This is a genomic window from Microbacterium sp., assembly GCF_041909575.1.
Lineage (GTDB): Bacteria > Actinomycetota > Actinomycetes > Actinomycetales > Microbacteriaceae > Microbacterium.
This window is the reverse complement of the sequence record NZ_JAYRDE010000078.1, coordinates 1-14,438: the sequence shown is the minus strand read 5'-3', so window position 1 is coordinate 14,438 and position 14,438 is coordinate 1. Positions and strand designations below refer to the sequence as shown.

Below are 14,438 nucleotides of genomic sequence, written 5' to 3'. Positions count from 1 at the left end.
CGAGCTGATCGAGGGCGAGTGGCCGGCTCCGTGGTCCGGCGCCGGTCCGGTGGAGATCGTCCTGAGCGAGTCCGCGGCCGAGACCATGATGTGGCCCGTCGGCGAGGTCCGCAGCACAGCGCCGGATCGGGAGGTCGACTCGATCGACGACTGGCTCGATGGCGCGGCGGAGGTCGTGCTGGTCGGCACGGTCGACGCCGTCGCTCCCGACGACGATCGCTGGGCCCACCTTCCGACCGCGCTCACGGCGACGGTCTTCGACGACGGCAATCGCCGGCCCACGGCGACCTCGGTGGCCTGGGTGCACCCGGCGACGTGGGAGCAGGTCTCGCCGGTCGTACGCGCCGAGGCGCAGATGTGGTACCCCGTGGACGGCGGCGCGGCGCTCGGCGAGGACCCCGCGGAGCTGCTGGCCGCCCTGCGGGCAGCCACGTCGTCGAGCGTGCCGGTCGACGACACCGGCCAGCTGAGGGTCCGCTTCGAGAGCGACATCGTCACGGTCCTGGCCACCGCCCTCTCCCGCGCGAACTCGGCGAGCGCGATCCTGGCTGTGGCCGCCGTCGGCCCGCTCGCGGTGAGCGTCGCGCTCGTCGTTTTGGCCGCCGCGCTCATGATCCGTCGCCGGCGAGCGGACCTGTCGCTGATGTCGGCCCGCGGCGCCCCGCTGGGACGCTTGAGGCGGCTGCTGCTCGGGGAAGGCCTGATCCTCGGGCTTCCCGCCGCCTCGGTCGCCGCGGCCGTCGCGATCGCGGTCACGCCGAACGACGCCGGTCCGCTTCCGACCCTCGTCGCGGTCGCCGTCGGCGTCGTGCCGGGACTGGCGCTCGCGTTCACGCTGCGCCCGTCGCTGCTGGAGCGATCCCGGGCCGATCTCGACGCGCCGGTCCGCAGCAGGACGGTGAGGATCGTGGAGTCCGTGGTGCTCCTGCTCGCCGTCGTCGCCGTGGTGCAGCTGTTCGTCCGGGGCATCGGGCCGGCCACCGACGGCATCGACCCTCTCGTCGTGGCCGCGCCCCTGCTGGTGACCGTCGCGGTGGCGCTGATCGTCGTGCGCCTCCATCCCATCCCCATCGCCGCCGCGCTGCGCGTCGCGCGTCGCGGCCGCGGCGTGGTCGGGCTCGTCGGGGCGGCGCGCAATCTCCGGGACTCGTCCGCCGGCACGACGGCCGTTCTCGCGATGCTCGTGGCCGTCGCGATCGCCGTGTTCTCCTCGCTCGTGCTGGCCACCGTCGATCGCGGAGCGGTCGTGGCCGCGCAGCGCGACGTCGGTGGCGACATCCGCCTCTCCGGCCCGTACTTCGACGCCGACCTGATCGACCGGATGCGATCCGTCGACGGAGTCGACGACGCGGTCGGCGTGCTCCGCGGCGATTACGTCACGGTCACGGGGCCCGGAGGACGCGACAGCGTGCAGGTCGTCGTGACCGAGGCGGAGCGTCTGGCCGACGTGCAGCGCGGCATGGTGGGGGCACTCCCGGAGGGCCTCATCACGCCGGGCTCGGTCCCGGCGCAGGTCGTGCTGTCGTCCGTCCTCGCCGAGGGCCTCGGGAGCGGGCAGACCGCCGTGGTGACGGATCCCGTGGACGTCGTCGGCTCGCTCGATCGGGTGCTCGGCGTGCAGGGCTCGGAGAAGTTCGTCCTCATGGACGAGGCCGACTACGCCGCGCTCACCGGATTCGGCTTCTTCCCGCGCACCGTGGTCGTCGATGTGGCCGACGGCGCGGATGCTGCGACCGTCGCGGCCGACCTCGGCGACATCGTGGGCAGCGCCCATTCGGTGCGCATCCTGGCGGAGTCGACGGCCGAGATCCAGGCGTCACCGGCGGTGTCGGCGCTGAGGTTCGTCCTCTTCGCCGCGCTCGGCATCGCCGTCGCGCTCTCGGTCGTCGCGCTGCTGCTCGTCGCCGGAGTGTCCCGCGACGCGCGCTCCCGCGTGATCGCGCTGCTGCGCAGCATGGGCCTGGACCGCGGCCGCGCGCGCGGGGTCGTGGCGTGGGAGTTCGTGCCGCTGGGCATCACGGCGCTCGTGGGCGGAGTCCTGCTCGGGGCGGTGCTCCCGCTCCTCGTGGTGACCTCGATCGACCTGCGGCCCTTCACCGGCGGCGGCGGACAGCCCAGCGTCGCCGTCGACCCCGTGCTGAGCGGGACCCTCATCGCCGTGGTCGTCGTGGCCCTGGCCCTCGCCGTCGTCGGCGGCGTGGTCAGTGCGCGCACGACCTCGATGGCGACCGTGCTCCGGACAGAGGAGGACTGATGACCGAACCCGACATCGTGTGCGAGGGTCTCGTGCGGATCTTCGCCGTCGCCGACATCGAGGTGCAGGCCCTCCAGGGCCTCGACCTGGTGGTCGGCCGAAGCGAGCTGGTGGCGCTGGTGGGAGCATCCGGCTCCGGCAAGTCCACGCTCCTGTCGATCCTGTCGGCGCTCGACGCCCCCACCGCGGGATCGGCACGCGTGGCCGGCCGCGACCTCCCGTCGCTGTCGGCCCGGGACCGCGTCACCTACCGGCGGGAGGTGGTGGGATTCGTGTGGCAGCAGACCGCGCGGAACCTCCTGCCCTACCTCTCGGCGCGCGAGAACGTGCAGCTCGCGCGGGCGATCGGCGGTGACCGCAGCAACGCCGGGCGGGCAGGCGAGCTGCTCGACCTCGCCGGCGTCGCCGATGTCGCCGACCGCCGCCCCGCCGAGCTGTCGGGCGGACAGCAGCAGCGCGTGGCGATCGCCGTCGCCCTCGCGAACGAGCCGCGGGTGCTCCTCGCCGACGAGCCGACCGGCGATCTCGACGAGCACGCCTCCGCCGAGGTGCTGGCCACGTTCGAGACCGTCAACCGCGAGCTGGGCACGACCGCGCTCATCGTGACGCACGATCCCGCCGTGTCGGAGCACGTGCAGCGCACCGTTCAGATCCGCGACGGCCGCACCTCCACCGAGGTGCTGCGCTGGACGCACACCGACGACGAGGGCCGCGAGCACGACATGGCCGAGGAGTTCGTCGTGCTCGACAAGGTCGGACGACTTCAGCTGCCGACCGAGTACATGCACCACCTGTCGCTGCGCGACCGCGTGCGCCTGAAGCTCAACCCCGACCACGTCGGCGTCTGGCCCGGTGACGGCCGCCAGGCGCCGCCTGCGGGCGAAGCGCCGGCGGCCGGACCGCCGGCCGAGTCCCGCCGCAGTCGCCGGCGGGACGCCGAGGAAGGAGACGCCGATCATGAGTGAACCCGTGCTCGAGGCATCCGGTCTTTCCGTCGTGCACCGCACGCCCGCCGGTGACGTGCACGCGCTGTCGGATGCCTCGCTCGCGCTGCATCCCGGAGAGCTCGTGGTGCTGATCGGCCCGTCGGGAGCCGGCAAGACCACGCTGCTGCACGTGCTCGGCGGGATCCAGCCGCCGACGACCGGACGCGTGCGCGTCGGCGACGTCGTCCTGACGGAGGCCCCGGAGCGCGACGTCGACGCCGTGCGCCGCGACGACATCGGCTACGTCTTCCAGTCGTTCGGCCTCATCGGCGCTCTGTCTGCGGAGGAGAACGTGGAGCTGCCGCTGCGGATCCGCGGCACCGACGCCGCGCAGCGATCGGCCGGCGTGTCGCGGCTGCTGGAGCGCGTCGGGCTCGCCGACCACGCCAAGCAGAGGCCGGGTGAGCTGTCGGGCGGCCAGCAGCAGCGCGTCGGCATCGCACGGGCGCTCGCCGGATCGCCGCGCATCGTGCTCGCGGACGAGCCGACGGGCCAGCTCGACTCGCACACGGCGGCGGCGATGATCGACCTCATCGCGTCGATCGCGCACGAGGACGGCGTGGCCGTGCTGCTCTCGACGCACGATCCGTCGATCGTGCTGCGCGCCGACCGGGTGCTCGAGCTGCACGACGGCGTGCTGCGCGCGGCAGGGGCGCCGGCCGCGATCGCCTAACCCCGCCCCACCCCGCCCCGGCCCGCCCCGCCCTGCACAAACGGAACAAGGCACGGCGCGGCTGTCGGGGGTGGGTGGAAAGATGCTGGGATGGAGCTCTCCGCCGTCGTCGAGGCCGCCGATACCGCCGCCGCCACGTCGTCCCGGCTCGCCAAAGTCGCCGCGATCGCGGAACTGCTCAGGGGGCTCGAACCCGACGAGGTCGCGCCGGCGATCGGGTTCCTCGTCGCCCGACCGCGCCAGGGGCGGCTCGGCGTCGGATGGCGCGGCCTGGGTGCCCTCGAGGTGGCGCACGCCGACGCGGCGATGCTCACCGTCGGCGAGGTCGACGCCGCGCTCGATCAACTCGCACGCGCTGACGGCGCGGGGTCCGTCGGCGTGCGCCGCGACGTCCTGACGGACCTCGCCAGCCGCGCGACGGCGGCGGAGTGGGACTTCCTCACGCGAGTGATCCTCGGCGAGCTGCGCACCGGTGCCCTCGAAGGAGTGGTGCTCGATGCGATCGCCACAGCGGGGGAGAAGGATGCCGCGGCCGTGCGTCGCGCCGCGATGCTGTCGGGCGACCTCGGCGAGACGGCCGGCATCGCGCTGTTCGGCGAGGCGGCCGACCTCGACGCCGTGGGACTCATGGTCGGCCGGCCCGTCATGCCCATGCTGGCGTCGACGGCGACCTCCACCGATGAGGCGCTCGCGAGCATCGGCGGTCCGGTGTCGGTGGAGTACAAGCTCGACGGCGCCCGCATCCAGGTGCACCGCGACGGCGACGACGTGCGGGTCTACACGCGCAGCCTCGCCGACATCACGCACCGCGTGCCCGAGCTCGTCGAGGCGGTGCGCGCGCTTCCCGCCGAGCGCGTGATCCTCGACGGCGAGACCCTGTCGCTCGACGAGGACGGCGCCCCGCGCCCGTTCCAGGACACGATGGCCCGGTTCGGGTCCGAGGGCGCCGCGAGCGTCGCCCTGCGGCCGTGGTTCTTCGACATCCTGCACCTCGACGGACGCGACCTCATCGACGAGCCGCTCGCAACGCGGCTCGAGGTGCTCGAGCGCGTCGCGGGCGAGGCGCGCATGCCCGGCATCGTCACCGACGACCCGCAGCTGGCCGGGGAGTTCTCGCGCGAGGCGCTCGCCGCCGGGCACGAGGGCGTGATGGTGAAGGGCGTCGACTCGCTCTACGCAGCCGGGCGCCGCGGCAAGAGCTGGCTCAAGGTCAAGCCTGTGCTCACGTTCGACCTCGTGGTGCTCGCGGTCGAGTGGGGCTCCGGCAGACGGCACGGGATGCTCTCGAATCTGCACCTGGGGGCGCGCGACCCCGAGGGGGCGTTCGGCGAGCCGGGCGGCTTCGTCATGGTGGGCAAGACGTTCAAGGGGCTGACCGACGAGCTGCTCCGATGGCAGACCGCGCATTTCCCGACGATCGAGACGCATCGCTCCTCGTATGCGGTGCACGTGCGCCCCGAGACGGTCGTCGAGATCGCGATCGACGGCGTGCAGCGCTCGACGCGGTATCCCGGCGGCGTTGCGCTCCGGTTCGCGCGGGTGAAGGGATACCGCCCCGACAAGAGCGCCGCCGAGGCCGACACCATCGGCTCGCTGCGCGCACTTCTGCGCGGCTGAGGGCCCGCCAGCGGCGGGAATCGGCCCGGCGGCCCGGGGGCAATCCTGAGGCGATCCTGAGGTCCGACGGGGAATCCGTCTGGTGCCGTGTATCGGCCGGTGAAACGATGAACTCGGGACCGGACTGGGGCGATGACGCCTCCGCCGGTGGGGAGAATGGGGACTCATCATGGCGCTTTCTCGTGCGCTCACATCCGCTGTCGCGCTCGCCGTGGCCGCACTGCTGGTGATCGGGGGAGGCGGCGTCGCCGTCGCCGACCAGTTGGAGATCGACGGAGACGGAGTGACGCCCGTCACCTCCAACGCCGCCTCGATCACCGCCTGTACCGACAAGCCGGTGCAGCTCACGGTGCTCATCGCCGCGCGTCGCAACGGCAATCCGAACACCAACACCACGAACAACGTCTTCCGCAACGGCGCCGACGTGACCGTCGGCTTCGTCTCCGGCACGGCCGGCCTGACCGCGTCGCTCGCCGACGGGGTCATCGGCCTCGAGAACACCTGGCAGAACACGGGCACGCAGAACAATCTGAGCGGCGAGGTGCTCGCGGCCGTCGTGACGGTGCCCGCGCGCGGGACTTCCGCGCTCACCGGCGGGTCGGTGACGTTCTCCTACTCCGGGCGGAACAACAGCGCGACCGGGCTCGTGACGGGCACCGCCTCGGTGAACGTGAACTGGGGGACCCCTGTCACCTGCATCACCGACTCCACCGCGCCCTCGCTCAGCCTCCCCGGAACGATCACGGCCGAGGCCACCGACCCGTCCGGCGCGGTCGTCACCTTCTCGCCCACGGCGACGGATGCCGACCCCGCGAACCCGACGGTGACGTGCCTCCCGGCATCCGGCGCCACCTTCGCCCTCGGCACGACGACGGTGTCCTGCTCGGCGACCGACGCCGCCGGGAACACCGCCGCCGACTCGTTCAGCGTCGTTGTCGTGGACACGACTGCTCCTGCCGTCGGTGCGATGTCGAACATCACGATGGAGGCCACCGGCCCCACCACCGCGGTGTCGTGGACGAACCCGATCGCGACCGACGCGGTCACGACGGCACCGACCGTGACCTGCGCTCCCACCTCCGGCACGGAGTTCGCGGTGGGCGAGACGCTCGTCACCTGCTCGGCGACGGATGCCGCGGGCAATACAGGGTCCTCGACGTTCACCGTCTCGATCTCCGACGAGACGAAGCCCAGCCTGGTGCTGCCGGCGGAGTTCACGGTCGAGGCCAGCGGTGCCGCCGGCGCGAACGTCGTGTACGCCGCCTCCGCGCTCGACGCAGTCGACGGCGCCGTTCCGGTCGACTGCACCCCCGCCTCCGGGACGCTGCTCGGGCTCGGTGACACCACGGTTCAGTGCTCGGCGACCGACGCGCAGGGCAACGCCGCCTCCGGTTCGTTCGTCGTGCATGTCGTGGACACCACGCGGCCGACCGTGACGGTGCCGGACGACCTGGTGGTCGAGGCGACCGGTCCGGCCGGGGCGGACGTGGAGTTCACGGCACCGTCGGACGACGTCGTGAGCGGTTCCGGCCACGCCACGTGCGTGCCGGCCTCCGGCTCGACGTTCCCGCTCGGTGCCACCGAGGTCGAATGCACGGCACTCGACGCCGCGGGGAACACGGGCACGGCATCCTTCACCGTGACGGTGGTCGACACGACCCTGCCGCAGTTGGACCTTCCGCTCACGATCACCGCGGAGGCGGCCGGCCCGGCCGGCGCGGTCGTCGACTTCAGCGCCACGGCATCCGACATCGTGAGCGGCGCACTGACGCCCTCGTGCGATCCGGCAGCGGGCTCGACGTTCGCACTGGGCACCCACCAGGTCGACTGCGAGGTCTCCGACGCTGCGGGCAACACCACGACGGGGTCGTTCGCGATCTACGTGGTGGACACGACCGGACCCACCCTCACCGTGCCGGCCGACATCACCGCCGAGGCCACCGGTCCGGGCGGAGCCGTCGTCGAGTACGAGGCGAGCGCGAGCGATCTGGTGAGCGGCCCGGTCCCGCCGACGTGCACGCCGACGTCGGGCGGGACGTTCCCGCTCGGCACGACCACGGTGCAGTGCACCGCCGAGGATGCCGCGGGCAACGACGGGAGCGCGAGCTTCGACGTGATCGTCGAGGACACCACTGCCCCGGTGATCACGGTTCCGGCCGACATCACCGAGGAGGCCACGGGGCCGGCCGGCGCGGCGGTCGGGTATGCGGTCACGGCAGATGACACCGTGGACGGCGCAGTGACGCCCGTGTGCGTCCCCGCTGCGGGCTCGACCTTCGGACTGGGATCCACCGTCGTCGAGTGCACCGCCACCGACGCCGCGGGCAACACCGCTGAGGCGCGGTTCGGCGTCGGCGTGGTCGACACGACCGCGCCCGTGCTCGAGGTGCCGGCGTCCGTCACCGAGGAGGCAACCGGTTCCGGAGGCGCGGCGGTCGACTTCACGGTGACGGCGAGCGACCTCGTCGACGGCGACGTCGCGCCCGCCTGCGCGCCGGCATCCGGCTCGACGTTCCCGCTGGGCGTCCACACCGTGGACTGCACGGCGACGGATGCCGCGGGGAACTCGTCGAGCGGCTCGTTCACCGTCACGGTCGTCGACACGACGGCTCCCGACATCGACGTTCCCGACACGATCACGCGCGAGGCCACCGGGCCCGACGGCGCGGTCGTCGGCTACGCGGCGACCGCGAGCGACCTCGTCGACGGTGCACTCACGCCGGAGTGCTCGCCGGAGTCGGGATCGGTCTTCGCGCTCGGAACCCACACCGTGACCTGCGCGGTGGCGGATTCGGCCGGCAACGTCGGTGAGGGTGCATTCGAGGTGAAGGTCGTCGACACGACGGCGCCGTCGCTGACGCTGCCCGGCGCGTCGTCCGCTGAGGCGACGGGGCCGGCCGGTGCTGCGGTGACCTTCACCGCAGCCGCCGCCGACATCGTCGACGGCTCGGTGACACCGGTCTGCACGCCGGCGTCGGGCAGCACGTTCGCCCTCGGTGCGACGACCGTCACCTGCGTGGCGACCGATTCGCGCGCAAACGCGGGGTCCGGCTCCTTCACGGTGACCGTGGTCGACACGACGGCCCCGGCGATCGTGTGGCAGGGAGGTCCGGCCGACGGAGCGACGTACGTCTTCGGTTCGGTGCCCCCGGCCGGGAGCTGCACGGCCACCGACCTCGTCGTCGGCCCGGTTCCCTGCGTCGTGACCGGTTACGGCACGACGGTCGGCGCGCACACGCTCACGGCGGCAGCGACGGACGGCGCGAACGCGAGCGCTGCCACCCGCACCTACGCGGTCGCGAAGTGGACGTTCAGCGGGTTCTATCAGCCCGTCGACATGAACGGGGTGCTGAACGTCGTGAAGGGCGGCTCGACCGTCCCGCTGAAGTTCGAGGTGTTCGCCGGGACGACGGAGCTCACGGGCACGTCGGCGATCAAGACGTTCACGCAGCGCCAGGTCACCTGCGGGACGACGACCGGAAGCGACGACATCGAGATCACGTCCACCGGCGGCACCACGCTGCGGTACGACTCCACGGCCGGACAGTTCATCCAGAACTGGCAGACGCCCAAGCAGCCGGGAGCCTGCTACATCGTCACCGTGACGACGCAGGACGGCTCGACGCTGTCGGCGAGCTTCAAGCTGAAGTAGCCCGCTGGGCAGGAGGCCCGGGCCGCTGGGTCCGGGCCTCCTGCCGTCCCTGCGGGCACACTGGTCTCATGCGCATCGTCGTCCTCACCGGCGCCGGGATCTCGGCCGAGAGCGGCGTGCCCACCTTCCGCGACGCCGACGGACTGTGGGAAGGGCACGATGTCGAGGATGTCGCGACGCCCGAGGGCTTCGAGCGCGATCCCGACCTCGTGCAGCGCTTCTACGACGCGCGGCGCCGGGCCGTGGCATCCGTCGTCCCCAACGCCGCCCATCGCGCGCTGGCGCGCCTCGAGGGCGCGCTCGGCGAGCAGGTGCTGGTCGTGACGCAGAACGTGGACGATCTGCACGAGCGCGCCGGCGCCCGCAATCTCGTCCACATGCACGGCGAGCTGCTGCGCGCGCTGTGCACCGCGTGCGGCGCCCGCCCGGTGTGGGACGAGGACCTCGAGCCCCGTCCGCCGTGCCCGGCCTGCGGGGAGCGGATGCTGCGCCCCGACGTGGTCTGGTTCGGCGAGATGCCGTACGACCTCGACCGGATCGAGCAGGCCGTCGTCGCGTGCGACGTGTTCGCGTCGATCGGCACCTCGGGCGCGGTGTATCCCGCGGCGGGGTACGTCGCCCTCGCCGCCGCGTTCGGTGCGCGCACCGTCGAGCTCAACCTCGAGCCGAGCGACGCGCTCATCCCGTTCGACGACGCTCGCGCAGGCCGGGCGAGCGAGCTCGTGCCCGCGTGGGTCGACGAGCTCCTCGCCGCGCAGGAGTGAGCAGCGCGCTTCCTCCCTGCCGCGGTGCAGAAGTGCGTCGATGTGCAGGATGACGGAGCGGATGCTGCCGTGGGATCCGCATTCGTGCACATTTCCGCATTCGTGCGCGCGGGATCTGGCGGGCCCCTGGAGCGAGCGGCGCCGACGGGCCCGGCGCGGACGAGAAAGGCGCCGGGCGAGGAGGATCGCCCGGCGCCTTCTTCGCGGATGACGCTACATTCGCACTCCGTTGCCACGCAGGCGCGAGAGGGCGTCGACGGTGGCGGCCAGGATGAGGACGCCGCCGGTGACGAGCAGGTTCACGCCGGCCGGCAGGTTCAGCAGGCCGAGGCCGTTCGTGATCGTGGCGATCACGAGGGCGCCGATGGCCGCGTGCATGAGGCGTCCCTTGCCGCCGAAGAGGCTGACGCCGCCGACGACCGCAGCTGCGACGCCCGACAGGACGATGTCTCGTCCGACGGTGGCGTCGACGGTGCCCACACGCGACACGCTCAGCAGGGCCGAGAAGACGGCCAGGCTCGAACAGATCACGAACGCCCACCACTTGATCCACCGCACCTTGACGCCCGATCGGCGGGCGGCCTCGGCGTTGCCGCCGATCGCGTAGATGTAGCGGCCGAACTTGGTGCGGTCGAGCACGAAGGTGCCGATCCAGAGGATCACCAGCACGATCGGCACGACGTTGGGCACGCCCTGCACCGCGTTCACGGACTGGCCACGGTCCTGGTTCAGGATGAAGACCACCGCGCCGCCGACGACGGCGATCACAGCGAGCTTGATCCACACCAGCGAGATCGCCCGATTGGGAACGCCGGCGCGCGTGCGCCGTGCGCGGTCCCAGAACGAGGTCCCACCCGAGATCAGGATCATGATCGCGAGCATGACCCAGCCGCCCCACACCGGCAGGTTGCCGTTCTGCAGGGCGATGAGCTCGGGCACCTCGAGGCGGAACAGGCCGCCGGGTCCGATGATGACCAGTGCGAGCCCCTGCAGGCCGAGGAACAGGCCCAGTGTCACGACGAACGATGGAATGCCGATCCTCGCGACGAAGAAGCCGATGAACGCGCCGATCAGGAACCCGAACCCGAATCCGATCAGCAGCGCCAGTGGCCACGGGATGTTGAACTGCGAGTTCAGCACGACGAACAGCGCCATGCCGACACCGCCGGTCACACCGGCCGACAGATCGATCTCGCCCAGGAGCAGCACGAACACGAGCGCCATGCCGAGCACCACGAGGGTGGCGGCCTGGTTGAGCAGGTTCGCGAAGTTGCGCTCGGTGAGGAAGAACGGACTCAGGGCCGTGAACAGGATGCCGAGCACGACGAGTCCGCCGATGGCGGGGAGGGCTCCCATGTCGCCGCCGCGGACGCGCTGCCACCACGCCCTGGCCTGATCGGCCACGCCCCCTTCGACACCGCTGCCGATGAGGTCGCTGGCGAGCGGGTCGGGCGCGGCCTCCGTACGGGTCACGTTGCTGCTCATACCGTCCCCTCCTCGGTGCGGATCGTGGACGTGTCGACGATGCTGACGCCGCCCAGGGTCTTGGTTCCCGTGATGTACCCGACGACGTCGTCGCGGGTGGTCTCGCTCACCGGGATCTGCGCCACCATCTGGCCCAGGTACAGCACGGCGATGTCGTCGGCGACCTCGAACACGTCGGCGAGGTTGTGGCTGATGAGGATCACCGCCACGCCCTGGTCCGACAGCCGCTTGACCAGGTTCAGCACCTGCTCGGTCTGGGCGACGCCCAGTGCGGCGGTGGGCTCGTCGAGGATGACGACGCGCGCCTTCTTCAGCACGGCGCGCGCGATCGCGACCGTCTGGCGCTGACCGCCGGACAGGCTCGACACCTTCTGCCGCACCGACTTCACGGTGCGCACCGAGAGCGAGCGCAGCGTGTCGGACGCCTCCTTCTCCATGAGGCCCTCGTCGAACGTGCCGGCCGAGGTCTCCTCTCGACCGAGGAACATGTTCTGAACGATGTCGAGGTTGTCGCACAGGGCGAGGTCCTGGTAGACCACCTCGATGCCGAGGCCCGAGGCATCCCTCGGCGCGTGCAGGTCGCGGTGAGAGCCGTCGATGAGGACTTCGCCCTCGTCGTACGGCTGGACGCCGGCGAGCCCCTTGATGAGGGTGGACTTGCCGGCACCGTTGTCGCCCACCAGGGCGGTCACCTTGCCGGGGAACACCTTGAGGTCGACGCCCTTGAGGACGCTGACCGGACCGAATGACTTCTTGACGCCGACCAACTCGATGATCGGCTCTGTGGCTGTGATCGTCTCTGACATACTCGCTTCCTTGCGAAGTGCCGGTACAAGCGCAGAGGCGCCGCGCCCGATGACGCGACGCCCCCGCGGCTTGACCGATAACTTACTCGGTGACCCCGTACTCCTCGCAGGCGGCCGCGACATCCGGCGTGCAGACATCGTCGAACGATGCGTCACCGGCGGCGACGACGTCCTTGACCTCGTTCGGTCCGACCAGGATCGGCGTGACCTGGATGTAGGGCGTGCCGTCCTCGAGCTCGGCGCCGGCATCCGGCGTCTCGCCCTGGAGCAGCGCGACAGCCGTCGCGACAGCAGCCTCGGCCTCGTCCTTCACCGGCTTGTAGACCGTGGCGGTCTGCCAGCCGAGGAGGATGTTCTGCAGGCCGGCGACGTTGGCGTCCTGACCCGACACGGCAACGCCCTTGAGGTTGTTGTCCTGCAGGACCTTGATCACGCCGGCCGCGTTGGTGTCGTTGGCGACCCAGACGCCGTCGACCTGACCGCCGAGCGAGGTGAGAGCCTGCTCGAAGTTGGTCTGCGACTTGGCCTGGTCCCACACGCCCGGGGGCTCGGCGGCCGGGGTGATTCCCGCGGCCTCCATGACCTCGACGGCGCCTTCCTTGAACATCGCGGCGTTGCCGTCGGTCGGGTCTCCGCCCATGTAGACGACCGTGGCCTCGGCCGGGTCGACGCCCGCGGCCTCGAGTCCGTCGAGGACCGTCTGGCCCTCCATGCGGCCGACCTCGACGTTGTCGAACGACACGTAGTAGTCGGCGCCCGCGAACGGACGGTCGTACGCGATGACCGGGATGCCCTCGGCCTTGGCCTTGGTGGCCACGGCCTCGGCGGCGCCCTGGTAGTCCACCAGAAGCATCACGCCGCAGCCCTGGGCGAGCTGCTGGTCGGCGATCGTCGCGTACTTGTTGACGTCGCCCAGTGCGTTCTGGATGTCGGTCTCGAAGCCGGCGGCCTCGAGGCCCTCCTGCAGGTACTTCGCGTCGAAGTTCTCCCAGCGCGGCGACGACGCCGCGTCAGGCAGGATCACGCAGGCGCGGCCGGCCTCGGTTTCTCCGCCGCCGCCCTCGCTCGGGGTGCCGCCGGAGTTGCCGGCACAGCCTGCGAGCATCACCGCGGCCGCGCCCGTGAGGGCGGCCACGGCGAGGAGTGAAGACTTCTTCATCATTCGCCTTTCGTCATTGAAGTGCGCGAGCCCCAGGTTCGTCCCTGCTGCACTTCGCGCTTGATGAGATCCTTTCCGGGTCTGTTCTTGGCGTCAAGTCTTGAACGTAACGCTTTGGCAACGCCGACGGATGCCGCATCCCTTTCGTCGGCGGGCGTTCACGCTACGACGAAAGAGGGTGCATAATGTGCGTTCCCGGGAGATCGAGCACGCAATGTGCATACCCCGATGCGAGGGATCGCTCCCACCCCCGGTGAGCGTGTTTGCCCTCTGAACCCAGGGGAGGTCAGGCGAGGCCGGTGGCCGCGCGCGTGCGCCGCGAGATCGAGTCGACGATCACGGCCAGGACGAGCACGATGCCGGTGATCATGAACTGCACCGAGGAGTCGAGGCTGAGCAGCGTCAGGCCCGACGAGATCGACTGGATGACGATGATCCCGAGCAGCGCCGAGAAGGCCGAGCCGCGCCCGCCGAAGAGGCTCGCGCCGCCGATCACCGCGGCCGCGATCGCGTTCAGATTGACGTCTCCGGTGCCGGAGCTCTGATTCGCCGAGGCGAGGCGCGCGGCGGCGAGGATGCCGCCGACGGCCGCCAGCGTGGAGCACAGGGCGAAGACGGACAGGTAGATGCGGTCGACCCGGATCCCGGCCCGCCGGGCAGCCTCCACCGAGCCGCCGACGGCGTAGACGGCGCGTCCCCATCGGGTTCGCGTGAGCACGAGGTTCATCGCCACGACGAGCGCGATGAAGAACACGAACATCACGCCGACACCGCGGTGGAGGTTCAGATACCAGGTCGCGAGCAGCAGGAAGACCAGCAGCGCTCCGCTGCGCAGCCCGATCTCGAGCCGGCTCTGGCTCACGAGGTTCGCTGCGGCCCGGCGCCGCGCCCGGCGCAGCAGCACCCAGGCGTACGCCCCGACCGACAGCGCGACAACCGCGTACGAGACCCAGGGCGGCAGGAACCAGTCCTGCGCGAACTCGACGATCCAGGAGTCGAACGGCAGCCCGATCGTGCCGGTGTCTCCCAGCACCCACAGCTG

At 71.4% G+C, this 14,438-nt stretch carries 9 protein-coding genes and 1 pseudogene; 6 read left to right on the top strand and 4 right to left on the bottom strand.

Annotated features, from left to right (window positions below; all coding sequences use genetic code 11):
* From ACE3O1_RS11215 to ACE3O1_RS11190, 6 genes are all read left to right on the top strand, one after another.
* Positions 1-2,254 (top strand): ABC transporter permease (locus ACE3O1_RS11215; RefSeq protein ID WP_374315116.1); only part of this gene is annotated, 2,254 nt, incomplete at its 5' end.
* Entirely contained in the window at positions 2,254-3,219 is a 966-nt protein-coding gene (locus ACE3O1_RS11210; protein WP_374315115.1) for an ABC transporter ATP-binding protein, read from the top strand. The genes ACE3O1_RS11215 and ACE3O1_RS11210, both read left to right, overlap by 1 nt.
* A complete protein-coding gene (locus ACE3O1_RS11205; RefSeq protein WP_374315114.1) occupies positions 3,212-3,913 on the top strand; it encodes an ABC transporter ATP-binding protein in 702 nt (233 codons plus the stop codon). The genes ACE3O1_RS11210 and ACE3O1_RS11205 overlap by 8 nt, the downstream gene beginning before the upstream one ends.
* A 90-nt stretch (positions 3,914-4,003) precedes the next feature.
* Positions 4,004-5,530 carry an ATP-dependent DNA ligase gene (locus ACE3O1_RS11200; protein ID WP_374315113.1) on the top strand — a complete coding sequence of 509 codons (1,527 nt, stop codon included), beginning with the start codon at positions 4,004-4,006 and terminating at the stop codon, positions 5,528-5,530.
* A 169-nt stretch (positions 5,531-5,699) separates the two neighbouring features.
* On the top strand, positions 5,700-9,182 hold the full coding sequence (locus ACE3O1_RS11195; protein ID WP_374315112.1) for an HYR domain-containing protein: 3,483 nt from the start codon (positions 5,700-5,702) through the stop codon (positions 9,180-9,182).
* A 68-nt stretch (positions 9,183-9,250) separates the two neighbouring features.
* Positions 9,251-9,946: an NAD-dependent deacylase gene (locus ACE3O1_RS11190; protein ID WP_374315111.1), complete on the top strand. Its 696-nt coding sequence runs from the start codon at positions 9,251-9,253 to the stop codon at positions 9,944-9,946.
* 213 nt (positions 9,947-10,159) lie between these two features.
* Here the strand turns inward: ACE3O1_RS11190 and ACE3O1_RS11185 are convergent, their stop codons facing one another.
* From ACE3O1_RS11185 to ACE3O1_RS11170, 4 genes and pseudogenes are all read right to left on the bottom strand, one after another.
* Complete coding sequence (locus ACE3O1_RS11185; protein ID WP_374315110.1) at positions 10,160-11,431, bottom strand: sugar ABC transporter permease; 1,272 nt, start codon at positions 11,429-11,431, stop codon at positions 10,160-10,162.
* Positions 11,428-12,237 carry an ATP-binding cassette domain-containing protein gene (locus tag ACE3O1_RS11180; RefSeq protein WP_374315109.1) on the bottom strand — a complete coding sequence of 270 codons (810 nt, stop codon included), beginning with the start codon at positions 12,235-12,237 and terminating at the stop codon, positions 11,428-11,430. Before ACE3O1_RS11180 ends, ACE3O1_RS11185 begins: the two co-directional genes overlap by 4 nt.
* Before the next feature lie 82 nt (positions 12,238-12,319).
* A complete protein-coding gene (locus tag ACE3O1_RS11175; RefSeq protein WP_374315108.1) occupies positions 12,320-13,396 on the bottom strand; it encodes a substrate-binding domain-containing protein in 1,077 nt (358 codons plus the stop codon).
* Between the two features lie 286 nt (positions 13,397-13,682).
* Positions 13,683-14,438, bottom strand: a pseudogene (locus tag ACE3O1_RS11170) (sugar ABC transporter permease); the annotation flags it as partial.